Genomic DNA, 20,284 nt, shown 5'->3' with positions numbered 1-20,284 from the left:
TACGGCTGGTAACTACCAGCCGGGGTAAGGCACCGATTCGATGAACTGCTGAGGCGTGGCGGGGAATGCGCCCACGGGAAGTTTTAGGGCTCGGGGAACTAAGAGCCGCACGACACTCACCCCAGGTTGGTGGGTGTAGACCACCCGCCAGATTTCCTCCGACTCCCGGGTTGGAGCAGCTTGCGAGTGTGGACCTGTTCCTTGTTTCCAACGAGCCCCGATGTGGGCCGCCATGTCCGGATCAAGCAACAATTGCACGTGCGCTAGTGGATCTAACAGCGTCCGGAAGTTCCGCGCCCGTGCCGCGCGCAGATAATCGTTGCGGACCCGGTAGCGCGGCAAACCCGACCCATGGCCCTCGTAGAGGGAACTCTGAGGATCGGACAGCTCCCGGGCCATAGCCCACTGCCACCATGCATTCGCTAACGCTGATCGCTGGCCATCGATGTCATGTCCGTAACCGCCGCCCAGTGCTTGCAGCCGCCTGCCGCCGCTCGGCGCCTCGATCATCACCACGGTCACAGGCTCACCCAGCGAGGAGTGCAAAGCCCCAAATCGATACCGCACCCCACAGGTTTCGGGCTCGAGATCTGGCCCCGGCGTCATGGCAGTGACTCGGCGGTGCCCGTACCACCAATGCGCGAGCGCGTCTTCCACGTTCAGGTTCGCCCATGCAGCTTCGGTCGCCTGTTTCAGACACTCCCCGGCGCCGAGACCACCGAGGTAGTGCGGTGTGATCCGAGGTTCTTGCTGGTGGTGATCCCACGGTCGGGGAACAGCGAGCGTATACGGCACAAAACCTGGTGTTGGGCTTTCATCATTCAGGCCCGCCATGTATTCGGATCGTACCCACCGGTGCTGCGTATTCGGGGTGGCGGGAACCAGCGGGCTGCCGGGTATCTCAGCGAGGACCGGGGAGACCAGCCCGAAGTCGTGCACGCCGAGGACAGGAGTCTCTGCTTCGAGTTGGTTCTGACTTCCTTCTCGGACCGTGAGTTGTCCGTGATCGCAGGCGTACCAGTGCCGGGCTGCCGCACGCTGCACGAGTTGCGCGGTCTGCTCGGCTGTTAGATCAAAACCAACCGCAGGGGCGATGGTGTCGACTCCGGTTCGTTCCGGCAGTGACACTTGGTAGTGCTGAAATCGTTCCGGAACGGGGGAAGCGTGCGGGAACCGATGTGCTACCGGCGCCTTAGGCATGCGGCATCGGGAAGTAGTTGAGGTCCTCTTCATCCAGCGGGTTCTCCCGCCATCCCAGCTCAACGGCGGCTTGCTGCACGCGGGCCCGTCCTAGGAACGGGAACGCCGCTGGCGCATTGCCAACCAAACCTGGTGCAATGACCCGCACTACATGCAGTCCGGTGCTGGCTACATCCGGGCTGGTGAGGTCCACGACGATGGGATCGATGCCTGTCTTGTGCAGGCAAGCCAGATAGCTCGTGGAACTGCGATCAGCAAGTGCGCCAATCTCGTGGACATCCACCGAAGTGTTCGGTGCCAGCAGGTGGCTCATCTTCGTGGCGGCCCGTGGGTCAAGATAGACCTGCTGCTGCACCATGAGGTCGTCGCAATCGCGCATGTCGGCACGGAAGTCATCGAGATAACGCCGGTCCTCCCGCCACGGCTTGAAGGCCCGGCCGTTGAGTTCGCCTGCTGTCATGACCTGCCAGTGCAACCCGTCGTAGCGCAGCAGATCGCGGGAGCCCTCTTGCAAGGTGTACGCTTCGGTCAGTGCCTTGGCTGCAGCTTGGGCAAAGGATGGCCGAGCAGAAAAGCCGATGTTGATGAGTGCTTCTTCCTCGTCGCGTAGGATCGCGGCCGCTACCGGCACCCCAAATTCGTTGGGCAAAGCTAGATAGTCGACACGTTGGGCAGGGTTATGCAAGCTACCTGCCTCTGTGCGTTCGAAGACTCCGTCGACTGCCGGTAGAGTTTGCGCGTTGAGCCACCAGATCATGGTCGCGTGGCGTTCGATGAGTTCTTCTAGCGCGCTGGCGACCGCAAAATCTTGGCTTGGTCCGGCGGCGATGCCTGCAAAAGCACAGAAGTTGGTGGGCGGGCTGGCCGCGTACCCGGCCGAGTACCAGTTCACGTACACCAGCGAAGCCGGCACCCACACCTCACTCTGGTCGCTCATCCTGAGCCCGGGGACCCAGTGCACTGGAAGCTCCCGTGTTAGGCGCACGAATGGGAAGCCCGGTTCACTGTATTGACGGTCGCTGTACAGCACCAAGGTATCCGGGTCTACGGCCTGCCGACCCTGCCGGAGCATCTGGTCATAGCTGGCAAAGATCACCGGATGCGTGTCCAAAATATTGCCGCAGTACCGTTCCACCGACTCACCGATGGCGGCCAACCGAGCACCTTCCGGGTCATGGAACGCAGAGCCTTGGCACAGCACATTGTTGGCCCACGGCGTCACCGCACGGATGTCGGCGACGTCCGCTTGCCGCGTGGTCAAGGATTTCGGTACTGCTTGATCATGCACCACGTCCCTGGCTTTGAGGATGAGCCCGGTCTTGGGATCGATGAGGTCTTCGGGCCGATGGTCCCGGTGCTGTGTACTGCGGTGAGGTAGTGGTAATACCGGGTGAAGTTCATGATGCGTCAGCTCACGTGCGTCATCCCACCAGATTTCGTGCACCATGTCAGGACGAGGATCTTCGCGGTCTCCTTCCCGGTATGCGGCCACCTGCTCACTCGCGTTTGCTAGGACCTCCGCCAGTGTGGTGGTGATGGGTGGCATGTCGGTCAGCCCCGGACCTTGGTCCCCATTGACGGCGGGTTGGCGTAATGCCCGATGCACTTGCGGATCGAACGCAGCGGCCAGACGCCGGGCGGCAGCGTCTTCATAGCTTGCCCCAACCCCTGGTGTCACGACAGGGCCTGCCCAAATCCTCCCCCGCGTGAGCTCTACCGGCATCCAGTTCACCCGCATGTCATGGCACATGCGGTCGATATCAACCAGCAAATCGTGGTTGGCTCCCCGACAGACCACGACGAGAAGGCTGGCGGTGGCAAACGCTTGGTTGACCACTTCACGCGCTGACACCAGCTCGAGGGATCGAATCGGGGCCGACTCGCTGAAGAATTCGCGCAGCGGCTCGGTCAACTCGGGCTTGCCAGCCAAGATAATGCTTGAGCGCACTGTTAGGGCTGGGGGTCGTTGTTCACGGTGGGGTTGTTGCGGGCCCAACCGGTCATGCGTGAGTTTCTCTAAGAGTTCGAAAACCCCTTGTGCCGCGGCTAAGAGTTGTGGGCTGATCAATTCGAGTCGTTGTTGACTCCATGCCGTCACCAGCAAGCTCAAAGTCTCTGCTGGAAGCCCTAGACGATGGTGTTTTTCGCCCCGGCTGAGCACGCTTTCGTCAGAGTTCAGGGCACGGACTTCAAATCCGGAAGCAAAACTGGTGGGAGATGTCAGCAGAGGGGTGCTCATATGGGTGTGATTCCTTGGCCTTGGGCAGCGGCTTATCGGGTGGGTATTGTTCGGGGCCGGGGGCCAGATCAAACGGGTTGAGCTGACCCCCGACCTCAGGTCCAGGTGTGGTCGGTCGTTACGGACCGTTCACTTAGGACCAGGCGAACGAGGTCGCCACGTGACCGTGGTGGTGCGAGTTAGGTGCTAGCACGGTTTCCACGTCACGCTCTTGGGCAACTTCAACAATGGAGATTTCAACCATCCGTTTCACCTCCTTCCAAGGGACTCGATGCGGGCGGGGAATCTTCTGCGCTGGCAACCACGGAGCGGTAGCTCGGGTTTCGCTGCAGAAGTTCTTGGTGGGTGCCGCAGTCCGCGACCGTGCCCTCGTGGAGGAAAACCACGGTGTCGCATCTGTCCATGACCGCTGGCCGGTGGGTGATGATCAGGGTGGTCTTGTGAGCTCGGCCCTGATTCAGGGCCCGCAGAAACTGGGCCTCAGTTGCCGTGTCTAGTCCCGCAGTTGGTTCGTCTAGCACCAAGACCGAAGGATCTCGCAGCAGTCCCCTAGCTAGGCCCAATCGTTGTCGTTGGCCGCCGGACCAGTTGGTGCCGCCTTCTGCAAGCTTCGTGTCCAATTCTTCGGGCAAAGCACGAACATGATCGGCGATCTGCGCGGTCTGGAGCGCGGACCAAATCTGCTCGTCTGTCGCCTCCGGGGTAAGCAGATTATCTCGGACACTGGCCCGGAAAATATGAGGATGCTGATTGACCAAAACCAGTCTGGTTCGGGTCTTTTCTGGGTCTTCAGCTGCCACATTGGCTCCATCGACCATGATGGTTCCGGAATCCTCAGCGATGAGGCGAGCTAGGACTAGAGCCAGCGTTGTTTTGCCTGCTCCGGAGGCCCCCACAATCCCCACGTGTGTACCCGGGCGCACCTGCAGGTCTAGGCCTCGAAGCACCTCCATTGAGGTATCCGGGTAGGTTACTCGCAGATTTTCCGTGCAGATGGACCCGTTCTCCACTGGAACTGAAGGGAGGAGCTGTGCCAGCTCTGGATTGGCGGTGGGACGGATCCCCTTGTTGCTGATCAGCTGGTCCACACGGTGGGCCGCGGCGGAGATTTCACCAATCTTGTTCAGCGCTGCGGTCACCGCCATGGCTGGGACTAGAGACATGCTGGCGAGCATCACCATGGTGGGCACGCTGGCCGGATCGATTGTTCCTGCTGCGGCAGCGGTGCTGCCCCATATGAGTGTCCCGACGATGACCAGCACTGCGGTCGTTTCCGCCCACGCTTGTTCCAGTCCAGCCCGTACCGAGAGTGCGCGGCGGGCCGATTGTATTTTCGAGGTTCCGGTAGCAACGGTCGCAGCCACCTGACCGAGTCTTCCCAACACGAGGGTTTCTCGGGCAGCCGTGCGTGCTGCTAGAGCTTCTGCCCCTAGTTCAGCAATGGCCGCGCGTAAACGACGGCCCTGCCGGACTGCCCGGGGCAGCAGGGCAAGCGGCACCGCGATCAACAGCAGCTGGGCCAGTGGTATCAACAGCCCGATTGGGCCCCACCACAGGCAACCAACAACCGTGATCGTCACTCCGGCACCCAGCCCCGCCACAATCTGCGCCGCCGTATGCGCGTAGAACCATTCCAACGATTCGGTGTCGTTCATGGCTGCCGTTACGGTTTCGCCGCTTCGTCTGCGCGCTAGGCCTAGTGGGGCTAGCCGTGCGATAGCCCGGTGCACTTTGATGCGGATCGTATCAATGACTCGATATGCCAGCACGTGTGCAAACCACTGTTCCAACCATGCGGTCAGGCCTACACCGAGAACGGCGACCAGCAGAGCGAAAATTAACACAGTCGTATTAGTGTGCTCGGCGATTAGGGCTGTGGTGGCGGAAACCGACAAGCTCCCGGCGGCAATCCCCAGCAACAAGCTGAACCACACAATCACCACGACTGACCAGAACAGCCGTCGGAACTGGTGTAGGTGTTGCCACAGAGCGAAGATTGGCTCTAACAAACCACCGATGCTGCCGGTCTCTGGCGTCCGGATTTGGGTACCAGTGCTCATGAGAGGGCTCCTTGGTTTTGCGCCGCGAGCGCGGCAAAGGCGCTATTCGGGTCCGCTAAAAGCTGTTCGGGTTGACCTTGCTCGACGATGTTTCCGTCTGCCATCACGACCACCCAGTCGGCGTTATTGGCCACTGCCAACCGGTGGGTGATGGCCAACAGAATCTTGTCCTGACAGGCCTGTCGGATCCGTTGCATGATGAGCGCTTCACTGGCGGTGTCCAAGGCAGAGGTTGCTTCGTCAATCACCACGATGGGCCGGTCTTGGGCTAGCCCACGAGCAAGCGCTACACGCTGACGTTGCCCTCCCGAGAGCAACGCACCGCCCTCCCCCACCGGGGACTGCAGCTCAAGCGTGCTCTCCTCAGTTCCGATGCCCATGAGCTGGGCCGAAGCGTGAATCAGGTCAGGATTCTTAGTCCGCTGACCGGCACCGATGTTGTCAGCGATAGTGCCTGCCGCCAACACTGGATCCTGTGCCACTAACGCCACGGCCTTCAATCGTTCGGCAGCGTCGATCGCCTCATCATTGACACGGACCTGACCCTGGGCGGGGTTTATGAGACCGGTCAGAACTGCTGCCAGCGTCGATTTTCCTGACCCGCTTTCACCGACCACCGCAGTCAACCCTGGGCGTAGTTGGAGAGTAATATCGGCCAGCGCTGCATGCTCGGTGCGCGGGTGGTAAGCCGTCACCTGCTCGAGCGCTACTTCACCAACCTGGTGCGGGGCTGCATCAGGTTCCTCACTGTCGGCAGCCACTTTGCGGTCCACCGAATCCTGTTCGATAAGTTCCACGATGCCCGGACCGGAAAACGTGCCCAAGTAGCCGGCATGCCATTGGGCAGCCAGATCCTTGAAAGGACGGACCAACTCGATGGAGAGCAGCACTAGGGCAAAGGCGGTAAACGCGTCAAGATCTGCTCGACGGCTGGCCACCACCACCAGAACCACCGCGGGGACGGCAGCCAACGCAAAACCATTGAGCCCGGATTCAATCAGGGAAATCCGCAGTTGCCGCAAGGTCCTACGCAACAAGTTTTCTGAGGCATCGGCCAATTGGCGCTCGCGACGCTGGTCGGCACCAAAGCTGACCAAGGTGGTCATGCCCTGCATAGAATCGACGAATTCGGCCTGTAATTGTGCGTAAGCACCCCAATGGTCCTGCCCACGGGCGGCCAACACCTTGTCCCACAACCGCGGCAAGAAAGGCAGCAACAAGGCCAGACACAGCGCGACCGCACCTGTCACCGGATCGAAAACAATCATGGTGGTGCCAACCACCGACACCACTGCGACGGTCACACCAAGTTGCGGCAGATATCCGGAGAGGTACCCGTCAAGGTTTTCGACACCGTCCACCAATTGGGCGTGGTCCCGTCCGGAGTTGCCACCGGCAGGGTCGGTGGCCGAACGACGGATATACGCGACCAGCGCGGCGGAGCGCAGCTCCGACTTGATGAGAGTCATGGCCCATTGGGAAAGCAGTTGTCGACCCACAACGAGCAGCGGCCGCAGCAAAAGCACGGCGGCTAGCACCATGATGAGCGGGACCAGCTGCACGGCGTCCCACGCCCGGCCGACCGCCAATTCGGCAAAAATCTCCGACAACAGCAGTGCTTGCCAAATCCAGCTGCCGGCGATCAGCAGGCCCACGATGATCAGCGCGCCCAACGCCCAGCGGCGTCGCCCCCACAACCGGAGAAGTCTTACATGTAGCACGCCTGTCACCCTTCAGTTGCCCAATTGCTATTGCTAATGGTTATCATTAGCTTGTGACATTACGAGCTGCGGTCCCCCGCGTCAATTTAGAAAAACCGCATATGACGACCGTTGCCCCACGCTTAGTGCTTTTCGGCCTTGCATTACTGACACCGCTCGTCGGGTTGTTTGCGATCGGTCTCGGGCAATTGAGTCTGGGGCCAACGGACGTTGTGCGCACGCTATGGGATGGGCCCACCAGCATCGTGACAGAAGGGCTGGCCACCACTGTTGTGTGGCAGCTGCGCGTTCCACGCGTGCTGGTCGGCCTCTGCGTGGGCGCCATCCTAGCCGCGAGCGGGGCCGCACTTCAGGCCATTGTTCGCAATGATTTGGCGGACCCGTATCTATTGGGCGTCTCATCCGGTGCTTCATTCGGGGCTGCCGTGGTGTTGGCCTCCGGCATCGGGGTGGTTGGCGCCGTGGTTGGCGCTGCCGGCGGCGCCTTCTTGGGGGCCCTTGCTGCGCTGGCTCTGGTGTTGGTGATTTTGGGAAATCGACAGTTGAGCAGCTCTCGACTTGTGCTGGCCGGTTTGACGGTCGGTTATTTCCTCTCGGCCTTGACGAACTTGGTCGTCGCACTCTCCGATCAGCGGGACGCGGTGCGCGCCATCATGTTCTGGATGTTGGGCTCACTCGGCAAATCGAGCTGGGACCAAGTCCCCTTGGTGCTCATCGTCACTGTGCTGGCAACCGCGCTGCTGTTGCTCTGGGGCCGACGGCTCGATGCCATTGGTCTGGGCGACGATGTGGCTCGCAGTCTCGGTGTTGATCCACTCCGGGTCCGTCGCTCGGTGGCCATCGTTGTCGCTATCGCGGTAGCCGCTGCCGTTTCCGTCAGTGGTGCCATTGGTTTCGTCGGTCTTGTCATACCGCATTTGGCCCGGCAACTGGTCGGAGCCACCCACCGGTTGCTGATCCCGGCCAGCGCTTTACTGGGGGCCAGTGTGCTCGTACTCGCAGATGCTCTGGCACGGACCGTTTTAGCGCCCCGAGAAATACCGCTGGGCATTCTCACGGCTCTGGTCGGTACGCCGTTGCTGATGTACATGCTGCACCGCCGACGCCAACAACTTAACTAGCTCGAATCGCACATCTTACCCACGTCATCACTACTACTCAGAAGGAATCGAATGACATCTGTACACCTTTCACCGTTGAAATACTCCGCTTGGGGTAAACCTCTGGCATTGCTCTTGGCCGCCGGGCTGGGTCTGACAACCCTGACCGCCTGCGCCAGCCAAGATGATGAGAAAGCGGTAGCGAAGGCCGACGAGAAATTGTCGGTTGAAAATTGCGGAACAACAATCACGCTAGATAAACAACCCGCAAAGGTCTTTACCGTGGGCACTGCCGCGGTAGAACTCTTAGACGCCGCTGGTGCCACGGACAAGATTGTGGGCCGCAGCGGTGAATTCGGTGCCCCACTCTCGGAGGATGTCAAGAATCCGCCCGCCGAGGACCTCATTGTTGATCCGGCAGATCCCACCACCGAGAATATTCTCACCGCCGCCCCCGATGTGGTCTTTGGCTACGGGCTTTTCAACGCGAACACCGAAGAGCTGGACAAAGCCGGGATCGCGTCCTTGACGGTGAATGGTGAATGCGGCCATGACGCCGAAACCACCAGTGACGAAGTTGATCTGTATACCGTCACCGATGACATTCGTCGGCTCGGAAAACTGTTCAAGACCGAGTCCACTGCGAACGAGCAGGCCGACGCGTTAGAAGAACGCATCAAGAAGAATCACCATGACAAAGTCGGTCATGGAAGTGCCGCCTGGGTCTACTACTTCTCCTCCAGTGATCCACTTTCGGCCTACGGCGGGAAAGGAATTTCCCCGGCGATTCTGCGCAGTGCCGGCATGGAAAACGCCTACGCAGATGAAAAGGACGCCTATCTCACGGTCTCCACTGAATCGTTGCTTCAGAAACAGCCCGAGTGGATCGTGCTCAGCTACGGACTGTACGGCGAGACCAAGGATGAGGCTCTCAAACAGTTTCTGGCTGAACCCGGTATCAAGGCTCTCGATGCCGTGAAGAAGGAACGCATCATCCTCCTACCAGGTTCTGCCTCAAGTCCGGCACCGTCCGCGGTGGCAGGCCTAGAGGAACTGGTTAAGCAGTCACATGAGCTGGCCCACGATCACTAGTCTGCTGCGGCGGGTCTTTAGCACCTCCGAGTTTGGACTGCCTGCAGCATCAGCCGATCAGCCGGTGCTGCAGGCCTCCGGGCTTGGCGTCAGTCGCGGATCGCGGGACATCCTGAGCGGGATCAACCTCCGCATCCATGCCGGTGAAAAAGTCGGGCTGCTGGGCCCCAACGGGTCCGGTAAGACCTCACTGCTGCGTGTCCTAGCCGGCATGGTGGCTCCCGATGAAGGCAGTGTCCAGCTGCACGGGCGGGAGTTAAGCAAGCTGCCGGACCGTCACCGGGCACGATTACTCGCTCTAGTCGCCCAAGAAGAAGCTACCGAGCTGCCCTTCACGGCACGTGACGTGTTGCTCTTGGGCCGGACGGCAGGGCAGCCCGATTGGCACCCGCACCGCCGCTGCGATCACGCCGCAGTCGAGGACCTAGCTCAGCGCTGGGAGCTGACCGGGTTGCTGGACCGTTCCTTGCAGGAAATGTCCGGCGGCGAGCGCCGCCGGGTGTTACTCGCCAGAGCTTTTGCCCAACGTAGCGCCCTGCTGCTCTTGGACGAACCAACCAATCATTTGGACCTTCGGCACCAACACCAGCTGCTAGATCACCTCCGCGCCAGTTCCGAAACCACGGTCATGGCCTTACACGATCTTGATCTGGCAGCGTCCTATTGCACCCGCGTGCTCGTCCTGCACGACGGGCACATCGTGGCGGACGGCCACCCCTCGACGGTCTTGACTCAGGAACTCATCCGGCAGGTGTGGCAGGTTCAGGCCCTGCCCGTACACTTGGCCGGCCAAACCAGACTGCTCATTGAAGGTGCATGACCACGGTGGCTGATTAGAATGCTCTTGTGCGAATGCGCGATTGCCGGCGTAGTCTTGAGCTGACAAGTACCGTCCCCGCAGTTTTTTCTGGGCACGATCGATACGTTCTCGGTGGGACAGCGCATCATCGGGATCCTTGCGATCTACGTTGTCGCGCTGTCGATCTACCTTAAGAAGCGACATAACCAAAAGTAGAAATATCCGACGTTTGAAGTTCCAAGAGTTTTCTTTCAATCGAACACAAACTTATTGATGTAAAAGAATTCGTAAAACGTTGGGAAGGCCTCGGCTACGACAAAGGCGATACCCATAAGTTCTGGTCGAACGTTTGGGCATGGAAGATGTCACTACGAATGTGATGTTTGAGCAATCCACTGTGTCCCGCGGATACATCGATGCGATTGTGGTGGATGCTAAGACCTTCATTGAACAAAAGTCCCTCGGCGTAGATCTAGACAGGGCAGAGTCGCGTCAGGGCGAGCTTGTAACACCTTTCCAACAAGCCAAACGCTACGCGGATGCCCAGCCGAATGTGCAGCGCCCAGACACCATTATTGTGTCCAACTTCCGAGAGTTTCGGATCCATGATCTTGCCAAAGAGCTGCATCCAGAGACGAACTATTCTTCTTTCAAGTTGGAAGAACTGCCAGGACAGTTACACCTGCTAGATTTTCTCGTTGATCCCAAAGCAGATCGTCGCCGACGTGAGAAGGCGGTCTCGGTCAACGCCGGTTACCTGATAGGCAAGCTGTACGACCTGCTGCAGGAGCGGTACCTAGATCCTGACACCCCGGAGGCACAACACAGTCTGAATGTATTGTGTGTGCGGTTAGTCTTCTGTCTGTTTGCAGAAGATGCCGGTGTTTTTGATCGAGCAGCGTTCTACAACTACCTCAAAGAGCTGCCAGCCCGCCAAGTTCGTATCGCACTTCGTGAGTTGTTCCTGTATCTAGATACACGGCCAGAAGACCGCGACCCATACGCTAGCGACCAACTCAAAGCATTCCCCTATGTCAACGGTGGGCTTTTTGCAGAGCAGAACGTAGACATTCCCCAGTTCACCGATGAGATCGTCGAGCTGCTGCTTGAAGAAGTCTCCGCCGGTACCGATTGGTCAAATGTTTCCCCGACTATTTTCGGCGGTGTTTTTGAGTCCACACTCAATCCAGAAACCCGCCAGGCAGGAGGGATGCACTACACCAGTCCAGAGAATATCCACCGGGTGATTGATCCTGCATTTCTCGATAGCCTCACCGATGAACTAGAGCAGATCATCCATGAACCAGGCGTAGGTGCGATCAAGCGCCGCAATAATCTACGCCCCTATCAAGACAAGTTGGCCAGCCTGAACTTTTTTAAACTTTCACACCACGATTGATACAAGCGCGCGCGAACTACGATCTAGCCGCTTGATTGGTTCAATTAGTGAGGAGGCTTTTCACGTGCGTTGTCGTTGCCCTCGCATGGGGGTGGGCTTCGGTCTTGCCCGGCAGGATAGCGGTCGAGAACATTCCGTTCCACCATGACCGTGGAGTACAACTCTTCCGTGGGGAAGTAGATTATCATCCACCTCGATAACCGGCCGCGGTGACGCGGTGTAAGAACAGGCTGGAGTGAGGGCTCCTTGCCTCACCTCTGTGCGGGCCTGCTCGGTACGGGCCGGTTCGGTTCGCTGATGCGGGTGTCGAACCGGGTGCTCGCCCATTGTCGTTGGGTAGCGTTCAGCAAGTCGAAAATGTCGTTGCAGATGAAACCGCGTTTGCCCTTGCCGACGCTTCGCTGGTCCAGGACGCTTGCCTCAGTAAGGTATTCAAGGGCGTTCTGTGCTGAGGTACCGCTCGTTCCGGTTAGCTGGGCTGCCACATCGATAGTCAAGGCGGGTAGCTTCGGCAGCACATCAAGGATCTTCCATACGGTTGAGTCGCTACGCGGAATACGTGTGCCGGTCTGCTCGGCATAGGCGGCGACCATGGATCGGGCGTCGCGTTCAAACTCGGCGAGCTCATCCCTGAGTGCAGATGCAAGATCCACGGCGTCATCGGCGGCAGCGATGAATGTCCGCAGCCACGAGTTGATGCCTTCGCTGACGCTGAGCTCACGGAGCGGTTCAGCGTCTGATGCAAGTTCAGCGCTGTGCGGGATGCCACGAAACGCCATGAGCCCAGCAACATACTCGTCTGAGCGTGTCAGTAGAACCTGGCTGATCGGCAGCACGGAGCTCTCTGTGAGGCCGCCGCGCACAAGCACGGTGTGGATGAGTGCGCGGCCGATTCGCCCATTACCGTCAGCGAAAGGGTGCAGAGTTTCAAACTGCGCGTGCACCAGTCCAGCCTGGATGAGGCACCCCACGGCGGCGCCACTCATGAACTCGACGAGGTCGTCGATCGCTGGAATGAGCGCGTCTTCCGTGGGTGGAATGAACTCGGCTTCTCCCGGGTGCATCTCACTTCCGCCTACCCAGTTCTGTCTGTCGCGAATACCTGAGGAGCCCAAGTGAGGCAACAGTTCTGTCTGTAGTGATTCGATGTCGGCCCACGTGATGCTTTCGGCTGCGCCAAGCCGCTCAACAGCGGTGGTGAGGGCCGCGATGTTGGCGGCGACTTCTGCCGCTACCGATGGATGCCCGGCTTCAGGGGTGCCTTTCGCGGCTTGCTCGAGTCGTTTGAGCTCTTCTATAACAATATTCCGCGCGTTAGAACGCAGCCCCTCTATGTAGGAGCTTGAAACGGCTTCGCTACGCAGAAGGTGGCGTGACACAGCTTCAAGCTTGCCTGCGGCGTCGTGAAACTTCAGGTTTCGGATGCGCCGTTCCACACGGCCGGCTTCGGTCGCTACTGCCGGGTCGATGCGCCACTCCGGTGTGGTGAGCGAGAACGGCTGGTACGCCCAGTAGGTTCCGTGCCAGCGGTCGCGTGGCCGCCGTGCATTGTCAGAGGGAGTCCATTCCCTAGCTGTCCACGACATCAGCGCTAGCCTTCCATCAAGCGACGTCTTTCTCAAGAATAAGAGGTATCCTTGAGAAGATGGATATTTCATCCAAGGATAATGCATATCCTTGGAGATCGCGCTTGCCTAGCCAAGGATAACCACGAGCCTTAAACAACAACGGTGCCGAGCGCCGTCACCTTGGTGATCGGCGGCTCGGCACCGCTGTTGCGAACCGGAACTATTTCAGAGGCTTGTTACTGGGTCTGTCCCGTCCATGAACGCAATGAACCTGTCGTCTGGAAGCTGATCTGCGTCAACCAGGTGGGCCAGCACCTGTGCGACGAGTTCCCGGCTCGTGTCCGTGCTCTCCGGCACATCGCTGTTGGGGTTGAAGCGCTGCACGCCGGCAGGTTCATCCTCGTCGGTGAGGAGGCCTGGGCCAACGATGGCGTAGTCCAGGCTCGTGCCCTGCAGGTGCTCATCGGTGGCACGCTTGGCCAGCACGTAGTGGTGGAACGGATCTTCCTCGTCGATGGGGTGCACGAACGAGGTTGCGAAGCTCACCATCAGGTAGCGGGGCTTGCTAGCGGCGCGGGTGGCCGCGTCGATTGATGCGATCGCGGCGTCGCGGTCGATGGCGTAGGTCTGGTCGACACCGTTTCGGCCCCCGTTGCCCGCGGCCCAAATCACGACGTCTTTGTCGCGCAGCAGCTCATCCCACGCGGCGTCATCGAAGTTAAGCATCTCGGCAATGCGAGGCCGCGCGCCGAGGGCTACGATGTCGGCCTCATACTCGGGTTTGCGGATGAGGGCCTCGACGTTGTGGCCGGCTTTGGTCAGCAACGGCAGCGTGCGCAGGGCAACTCGTCCGTGGCCGCCAATGACAAGGACATTCTTGGATGTACTCATGCCAACAACCCTACACGGGAGGTCTGGCGCGGAGGCTCGGTTGCAAGCCGCCGTCTCGCCACCACCCACCCAGTATCCGCGCGCCAGCCGCGACCACCGTCGTTCGCTGACGTATCCTGTCAGAAATGCTTTCTTCGGGCTGTTTTCGTCTGCCCTGGCTAATGTGAGGGGTTGTTGTGGGTTCTTTGTCGCGTGAGGTTCAGCGGGATCGTTTGCATCGGACTATTTGGGAGGTCGCGAATGAGCTCCGCGGTGCGGTGGACGGCTGGGATTTCAAGAGCTATGTGCTCGGCATGCTGTTCTATCGCTTTATTTCGGAGAACCTCGCCACCTTCATTGAAAAGAACGAGGGCGAAGGGTTCAGCTACGCGGACCTGACGGATGAGCAGGCTGAACCGATCCGCGGCATGATGGTGGATGAGAAGGGTTTCTTCATCCTCCCGTCGCAGCTGTTCGTGAACGTGCGCAAGCGGGCGGCGCAGGATGAGAACCTGAATGAGACCCTAGAGAAGGTCTTCCAAAGCATTGAAGGCTCGTCGGTGGGGCACGCGAGTGAGGACGACCTCAAGGGCCTGTTCGATGACCTTGATGTGAACTCGACCCGCCTGGGCAACACGGTGGAGCGACGCAACGAGAAGCTGCGCAAGCTGCTCAACGCAATCGGTGAGCTGGACATGGGCGAGCAGCACGATGAGGGCATCGACATGTTTGGTGACGCCTACGAGTTCCTCATGCAGATGTATGCCTCGCAGGCCGGTAAGTCTGGTGGCGAGTACTACACGCCTCAGGAGGTCAGTGAACTGTTGGCGCGCCTGACGGTGATCGGTAAGAAGCAGGTGCAGCGCGTGTACGACCCGGCGGTCGGTTCCGGCTCGCTGCTTCTTAAGTTCGCGAAGGTCCTGGGCCCGAATGGTGTGCGGCAGGGGTACTACGGTCAGGAGATCAACCTAACTACCTATAACTTGGCGCGCATCAACATGTTTTTGCATGACGTGAACTACGACAAGTTCAATATCGCGCACGGGGACACGTTGATTGAGCCACAGCATTGGGACGATCAACCGTTCGATGCGATTGTGTCCAACCCGCCGTATTCGACGCGGTGGGAGGGTAAGAATAATCCTCTGTTGATTAACGATGTGCGGTTCGCTCCAGCTGGTGTGTTGGCGCCGGTGACGAAGGCGGATCTCGCGTTCACGATGCATGTGCTTTCGTGGCTTGCAGTCGATGGTGCGGCCGCGTTGGTGCAGTTCCCTGGGGTTTTGTATCGCGGGGGTACGGAGCAGAAGATCCGCAAATACTTGGTGGACAACAACTATGTCGATGCGGTGATTCAGTTGCCGGAGGACATGTTCTTTGGCACCACGATTGCTGTTTGTGTGCTCGTGTTGAAGAAGTCCAAGAAGGATAACGACGTGTTGTTTATTGACGCGTCGAAGGACTTCGTGCGGCAGGGCAAGCACAATGTGATGGCGCCGTCGCATCGCGACAAGATCGTGGAGATGGTCGCGGAGCGAAGCGAGGAGCAGTACGTTTCGAAGCGGGCGAGCGCCGAGGAGATCGCGGCGAACGACTATAACCTCTCCGTGAGCTCGTATGTGGAGCTGGAAGACACCCGCGAAAAGATCGATATTGAGGCGTTGAACGCCGAGATCGCGGAAATTGTGAAGCGTCAGGCCGAGCTGCGGACCAGTATCGACGCGATCGTCGCCGAACTCGAAGCAGGTGCAACCAAATGAACCGCGTCGAAAAACTGATCCGAGAGCTGTGCCCCAACGGGGTTGAGTACAAAATGCTCGGAGATATTGCTGTAATTGATCGCGGTAATGGAATGCCCAAAACGATGCTCACCAAGAAGGGCGTTGGGGCCATTCATTATGGAGAGATTTACACGCATTACGGTCCAACTGCAAGAGAAACAGTTTCCTTTGTGACGCCCGAGGATGCGGCGAAACTAACGGTAGTACAGCCGGGCGACGTCGTTATTACAAACACCAGTGAGAATCTCGATGACGTCTGTTCCACTGTGGCCTGGCTCGGCGAGAATGCCATTGTAATTGGCGGACACTCGTCAGTAATTCGCAGTCCGTTGGACCCGACGTTTCTTGCCTACTGGTTTAGGTCAACAAATTTTTTTGCGCAGAAGTACAAGTTAGCTACCGGTGCGAAAGTCATTGATATTTCAGCGAACAAACTGAAAAAGGTAGTTATCCCGGTTCCGCCGATTGAGGTGCAGCGGGAGATCGTTAAGATTCTTGATCTTTTTACTGAGTTCGAGGCTGAGCTCGAGGCTGAGCTCGAGGCTCGCCGGAAGCAGTACGAGCACTACCGCGACCAGCTCCTCACCTTCCCTGAAAATGGGGCGGCGACCTGGGTTGAGCTTGACTCGCTCGTTGAATACATCAACGGCAAAGCCCACGAAAAACTGGTTCACCCAGATGGATCTGTTCCACTGATTACGGCCCGTTTTATTTCGCGCAATGGCGAAGCCAATCGTTGGTTGAAACCAGAGGTTGTCCTCACGCCCGCCTTGCAAGGCGATGTCGCCCTAGTCTTGAGTGATTTGCCGAACGGACGTGCGCTCGCACGCACATTTTTTGTTCGTGAGTCTAATGCTTTCGCAATAAACCAACGAGTGGCCATCTTGCGAGTTAAGGACCCCACCAAACTATTGCCGCGTTTCCTGTCATTCGTAATGGACCGGAACCGCCAGCTATTGCGTTACGACAATGGTACTGATCAGACGCATTTGAAGAAGACAGCAGTGCAAAAAGTGTTGCTTCCAGTTCCACCGATTGAGGTGCAGCGTCAGATCGCCGATGTTCTCGACAAGTTTGATGCGCTCGTGAACGACCTGTCGTCGGGTTTGCCGGCGGAGATTGAGGTTCGGCGGAAACAGTATGAGTACTATCGAGACAAACTATTGACCTTCAAAGAGTTGCAACCAGAAGCGGCATAAGCCGGCTTCCACTTCGGTTCGCGTAACGGCAGGGTAAGGGGATAGGTAGGGATGGAACGCTCCACAATCGAGGAACTGGGCCGCGGCACAATCGCGCCCATCGCGGTCAGCGATGAAGCGACCGTCGTCGCCACCTACGAAGCCGACACCACCGCATCGGACGCCTATCAGTCCGAAGCGCAACTCGAAGACGCCCTCATCAAACAGCTCCAAACGCAGGCCTACGAATACGCCAACATCCGCGACGAGGCCGCCCTCGTCGCGAACCTCCGCACCCAACTCGAAGCGCTCAACAACATCCAATTCACCGACGCCGAATGGGAAACGTTCTTCGAAACGTCCATCGCCAGCGCCAACGAAGGACCCAAAGAGAAAACCTGGCGCCTCCACAACGCCAACACCCAACTCCTACGCCGCGAAGACGGAACCACCAAAAACATTCGGCTGCTCGACAAAACCCACATCCACAACAACAAACTCCAAGTCATCAACCAATACGCCGTCGACGCCGGAACCACCCCCGGCGCCGCGACCCACTCCAGCCGGTACGACGTCACCATCCTCGTCAACGGGCTGCCACTCATCCACATCGAACTCAAACGACGCGGCGTCAACCTCCGCGAAGCGTTCAACCAAATAGCCCGCTACCAAAACCAATCCCTCTGGGCAGGCCACGGCCTCTTCGACTACGTGCAAGTGTTCGTCATCTCCAACGGAACACTCACCAAGTACTACTCCAACACCACCCGCCCCAAGAAAACCGACAACACCAAACGCACCCCCAACACGTGGGCCTTCACCTGCTGGTGGGCAGACAGCCACAACAAAGTCATCCCAGACCTGAACGGCTTCACCCGCACCTTCTTCGCTAAACACACCATCCTCAACATCCTCACCAAATACTGCGTGCTCCGCGAAGACGGCAACCTCCTAGTCATGCGGCCTTACCAAATCGCCGCCACCGAACGCATCCTCCAACGCATCGACGTAGCCGCCAACAACAAAATGCTCGGCACCACCCAAGCTGGCGGCTACATCTGGCACACCACCGGCTCCGGCAAGACACTCACCAGCTTCAAAACCGCGCAACTCGCCACCGCGCTCCCAAGCAACCCCAAAGTCCTGTTCGTTGTAGACCGCAAAGACCTCGACTACCAAACCATGCGGGAATACGACAGCTTCAAAAAAGGTGCCGCGAACTCCAACACATCCACCAAAATCCTCACCCAACAAATGGGGGACCCCAACGCGCGCATCATCATCACCACCATCCAAAAACTCTCCAACTTCGTTGCCGCAAACGCGAAACACCCGATCTACAACGAACACACGGTGATCATCTTCGACGAATGCCACCGATCCCAATTCGGTGAAATGCACAACGCGATCACCAAAAAATTCAAAAAATACAACATCTTCGGATTCACCGGGACCCCGATCTTCCGCGATAACGCAGGCAAATCCTACGGTGCACGCGACGGCCGCGTAGTGCTCCGCACCACCGAAGAAACCTTCGGCGAGCAACTCCACACCTACACAATCGTCGACGCGATCGAAGACAAAAACGTCCTCCCCTTCAAACTCGCATACAACAGCGTGCTCGCACGCGCGGGCGGGGTTGTTGCGGAAGACGCAAGCCGTGCCCAAGAAGAAGCCGCGCTCATGGCACCTGAACGCATCAGCGCCGTCACCAGCTACATCCTGAAACACTTCAACCAGCACACCCGCCGCCTGTCCGAAACCGGCGAATCCAACACCACGTACATCCACACCGTCACGAGCAACACCGCAGACCTCGCTCGCACACGGGGTAGAGGCGGCGAAGCGATCACACTCAAGCGGCGCGTCAACGGCTTCAACGCGATGATGGCCGTGCAATCCGTGGAAGCCGCCAAGCTCTACTACAACGAATTCAAAGCCCAGCGGGCCGAGCTACCGGAGCATGAGCAGCTGAAAGTCGCTACGATCTTCAGCTACGGAGCCAACGAAGACCCCGAAGCCGGAATCCTCGCAGAAGAAGGGTTTGACACCCGCGGGCTCAGCGGTGAGAACCGCGAATTCCTGGACACCGCCATCGCCGACTACAACCAGATTTTCGGCACCAGCTATGACGCCAACGGCGACAACTTCCAGAATTACTACCGCGACCTCTCCATGCGGGTCAAAGACCGCGAAGTAGACCTGTTGCTGGTCGTGAACATGTTCCTTACCGGCTTCGACGCGCCAACCCTGAACACGCTCTACGTTGACAAGAACCTGAAATACCACGGGCTGATCCAGGCGTTCTCACGCACCAACCGCATCCTCAACCAGGTCAAGCGGTACGGGAACATCGTGTGCTTCCGTGACCTCCAAGAGAACACCGAAGACGCGCTCGCGTTGTTCGGGAACGCTGACGCGCAAGGCATCGCGCTACTGGAGCCGTACGAACACTATTTGGAGCAGTACCGGCTCAAAGTCGCGGAAATGTTGGCCTTCCACGCGCCCGGTGCCGGGGTTCCTGCGAGCGAAAGCGAACAGCGGCACTTCGCTGAAGTTTTCGGCGAGATCCTACAGCTTCGGAACCTGCTGGCCGGGTTCGATGAGTTCCCTGACGACGACGACCTCACCCCGCGCGAGATTCAAGACCTGCAGAGCGTCTACCTTGCGGTGCGCGACGAGATGCGGGCCGATGCCGGCTCGAACGAGCCGCAGCCGGAACAGCTTGAACTCGTGTTCGAGATCGAGCTGATGCGGCAAGTCGAAGTCAACGTCGACTACATCCTCATGCTGGTTGAGAAGTTCCGCGAACCGATGCTGAAATCCCAGGTCCCGGACTACCAGTACAAAGAACAGGTACTGCAAGCGGTTGAATCCAGCCCGACCCTGCGCGATAAACGCGACCTGTTCATGGACTTCATCGAACTCGTCAACACGGACGCGAGCGTTGCCGAACAGTGGGTTGCGTTCATCAGCCAACGCCGCGAACAAGAACTCGGCACCCTCATCGAAGAAGAGCGACTCCGCGAGCCTGCCGCGAGGGACTTTATGCAGAGTGCCTTCGACGCTGGGGAAGTCCCCCGCATCGGAACCGACATCGGCAAGGTGCTGCCCCGCATGAGTTTCTTCGGCAATACCACCGGCGGCGAGAGCCGTGCCGAAGTCAAGGAACGCGTGCTCGACAAGATGACCGAGTTCCTAGAACGCTACGAACCCCTCGGTTGAGTGCCGTTCGGGCGAGTGTCGGTGGGCTGAGCAGTGTTCGGCTAAATGCCTG

The 20,284-nt window shown here is 58.8% G+C and carries 13 protein-coding genes; 7 read left to right on the top strand and 6 right to left on the bottom strand.

Annotation, left to right across the window (positions count from 1 at the left end; translation table 11 throughout):
• Positions 1 to 12: 12 nt before the first annotated feature.
• The 4 genes from ACFFFR_RS11445 to ACFFFR_RS11430 form a co-directional block, all read right to left on the bottom strand.
• Entirely contained in the window at positions 13 to 1,128 is a 1,116-nt protein-coding gene (locus ACFFFR_RS11445; RefSeq protein ID WP_377460580.1) for a hypothetical protein, read from the bottom strand.
• Positions 1,129 to 1,192: 64 nt separating this feature from the next.
• Positions 1,193 to 3,439 (bottom strand): SagD/YcaO family ATP-dependent cyclodehydratase, encoded by a 2,247-nt coding sequence (locus tag ACFFFR_RS11440; RefSeq protein ID WP_377460578.1) that lies wholly within the window; start codon positions 3,437 to 3,439, stop codon positions 1,193 to 1,195.
• A gap of 236 nt (positions 3,440 to 3,675) precedes the next feature.
• Positions 3,676 to 5,499: an amino acid ABC transporter ATP-binding/permease protein gene (locus tag ACFFFR_RS11435; RefSeq protein WP_377460577.1), complete on the bottom strand. Its 1,824-nt coding sequence runs from the start codon at positions 5,497 to 5,499 to the stop codon at positions 3,676 to 3,678.
• Positions 5,496 to 7,220, bottom strand: coding sequence for an ATP-binding cassette domain-containing protein (locus tag ACFFFR_RS11430; protein WP_377460575.1), 1,725 nt, complete (start codon positions 7,218 to 7,220; stop codon positions 5,496 to 5,498). Before ACFFFR_RS11430 ends, ACFFFR_RS11435 begins: the two co-directional genes overlap by 4 nt.
• Positions 7,221 to 7,321: 101 nt before the next feature.
• Here ACFFFR_RS11430 and ACFFFR_RS11425 point away from each other — a divergent pair, with 101 nt between their 5' ends.
• From ACFFFR_RS11425 to ACFFFR_RS11410, 4 genes are all read left to right on the top strand, one after another.
• Positions 7,322 to 8,341, top strand: a complete 1,020-nt coding sequence (locus tag ACFFFR_RS11425; protein ID WP_377460573.1) for a FecCD family ABC transporter permease — start codon at positions 7,322 to 7,324, stop codon at positions 8,339 to 8,341.
• 51 nt (positions 8,342 to 8,392) lie between these two features.
• The gene (locus ACFFFR_RS11420) at positions 8,393 to 9,412 is read left to right on the top strand and encodes an ABC transporter substrate-binding protein (RefSeq protein WP_377460571.1); all 1,020 of its coding nucleotides are present in this window, start codon (positions 8,393 to 8,395) and stop codon (positions 9,410 to 9,412) included.
• Positions 9,390 to 10,232: an ABC transporter ATP-binding protein gene (locus ACFFFR_RS11415; RefSeq protein WP_377460569.1), complete on the top strand. Its 843-nt coding sequence runs from the start codon at positions 9,390 to 9,392 to the stop codon at positions 10,230 to 10,232. The genes ACFFFR_RS11420 and ACFFFR_RS11415 overlap by 23 nt, the downstream gene beginning before the upstream one ends.
• A 334-nt stretch (positions 10,233 to 10,566) precedes the next feature.
• Positions 10,567 to 11,610, top strand: a complete 1,044-nt coding sequence (locus ACFFFR_RS11410) for a type IIL restriction-modification enzyme MmeI (RefSeq protein WP_377460567.1) — start codon at positions 10,567 to 10,569, stop codon at positions 11,608 to 11,610.
• A gap of 251 nt (positions 11,611 to 11,861) precedes the next feature.
• Here the strand turns inward: ACFFFR_RS11410 and ACFFFR_RS11405 are convergent, their stop codons facing one another.
• Positions 11,862 to 13,196 carry a Fic family protein gene (locus ACFFFR_RS11405; protein ID WP_377460565.1) on the bottom strand — a complete coding sequence of 445 codons (1,335 nt, stop codon included), beginning with the start codon at positions 13,194 to 13,196 and terminating at the stop codon, positions 11,862 to 11,864.
• Positions 13,197 to 13,403: 207 nt separating this feature from the next.
• The gene (locus tag ACFFFR_RS11400; protein WP_377460564.1) at positions 13,404 to 14,069 is read right to left on the bottom strand and encodes an NAD(P)H-binding protein; all 666 of its coding nucleotides are present in this window, start codon (positions 14,067 to 14,069) and stop codon (positions 13,404 to 13,406) included.
• A gap of 212 nt (positions 14,070 to 14,281) precedes the next feature.
• Between ACFFFR_RS11400 and ACFFFR_RS11395 the strand changes: the two genes are divergently transcribed.
• From ACFFFR_RS11395 to ACFFFR_RS11385, 3 genes are read left to right on the top strand one after another with little or no spacing between them, the layout of a single operon-like run.
• The gene (locus ACFFFR_RS11395; RefSeq protein WP_377460562.1) at positions 14,282 to 15,808 is read left to right on the top strand and encodes a type I restriction-modification system subunit M; all 1,527 of its coding nucleotides are present in this window, start codon (positions 14,282 to 14,284) and stop codon (positions 15,806 to 15,808) included.
• Positions 15,805 to 17,028, top strand: coding sequence for a restriction endonuclease subunit S (locus ACFFFR_RS11390; RefSeq protein ID WP_377460560.1), 1,224 nt, complete (start codon positions 15,805 to 15,807; stop codon positions 17,026 to 17,028). The genes ACFFFR_RS11395 and ACFFFR_RS11390 overlap by 4 nt, the downstream gene beginning before the upstream one ends.
• Positions 17,029 to 17,079: 51 nt before the next feature.
• Positions 17,080 to 20,232 carry a type I restriction endonuclease subunit R gene (locus tag ACFFFR_RS11385; protein ID WP_377460558.1) on the top strand — a complete coding sequence of 1,051 codons (3,153 nt, stop codon included), beginning with the start codon at positions 17,080 to 17,082 and terminating at the stop codon, positions 20,230 to 20,232.
• The last annotated feature ends 52 nt before the right edge of the window (positions 20,233 to 20,284 follow it).

Source organism: Micrococcoides hystricis (genome assembly GCF_042434215.1).
GTDB classification, from domain to species: domain Bacteria; phylum Actinomycetota; class Actinomycetes; order Actinomycetales; family Micrococcaceae; genus Micrococcoides; species Micrococcoides hystricis.
This window is presented reverse-complemented; position numbering and strand designations above follow the sequence as displayed.

Excerpts from the sequence above, each read along its gene's own strand:
- ACFFFR_RS11440 (WP_377460578.1), bottom strand. The coding sequence starts at position 3,439 with ATGAGCACCCCTCTGCTGACATCTCCCACCAGTTTTGCTTCCGGATTT.
- ACFFFR_RS11435 (WP_377460577.1), bottom strand. The coding sequence starts at position 5,499 with ATGAGCACTGGTACCCAAATCCGGACGCCAGAGACCGGCAGCATCGGT.
- ACFFFR_RS11425 (WP_377460573.1), top strand. The coding sequence starts at position 7,322 with ATGACGACCGTTGCCCCACGCTTAGTGCTTTTCGGCCTTGCATTACTG.
- ACFFFR_RS11420 (WP_377460571.1), top strand. The coding sequence starts at position 8,393 with ATGACATCTGTACACCTTTCACCGTTGAAATACTCCGCTTGGGGTAAA.
- ACFFFR_RS11415 (WP_377460569.1), top strand. The coding sequence starts at position 9,390 with ATGAGCTGGCCCACGATCACTAGTCTGCTGCGGCGGGTCTTTAGCACC.
- ACFFFR_RS11410 (WP_377460567.1), top strand. The coding sequence starts at position 10,567 with ATGGAAGATGTCACTACGAATGTGATGTTTGAGCAATCCACTGTGTCC.
- ACFFFR_RS11405 (WP_377460565.1), bottom strand. The coding sequence starts at position 13,196 with ATGTCGTGGACAGCTAGGGAATGGACTCCCTCTGACAATGCACGGCGG.
- ACFFFR_RS11400 (WP_377460564.1), bottom strand. The coding sequence starts at position 14,069 with ATGAGTACATCCAAGAATGTCCTTGTCATTGGCGGCCACGGACGAGTT.
- ACFFFR_RS11390 (WP_377460560.1), top strand. The coding sequence starts at position 15,805 with ATGAACCGCGTCGAAAAACTGATCCGAGAGCTGTGCCCCAACGGGGTT.
- ACFFFR_RS11385 (WP_377460558.1), top strand. The coding sequence starts at position 17,080 with ATGGAACGCTCCACAATCGAGGAACTGGGCCGCGGCACAATCGCGCCC.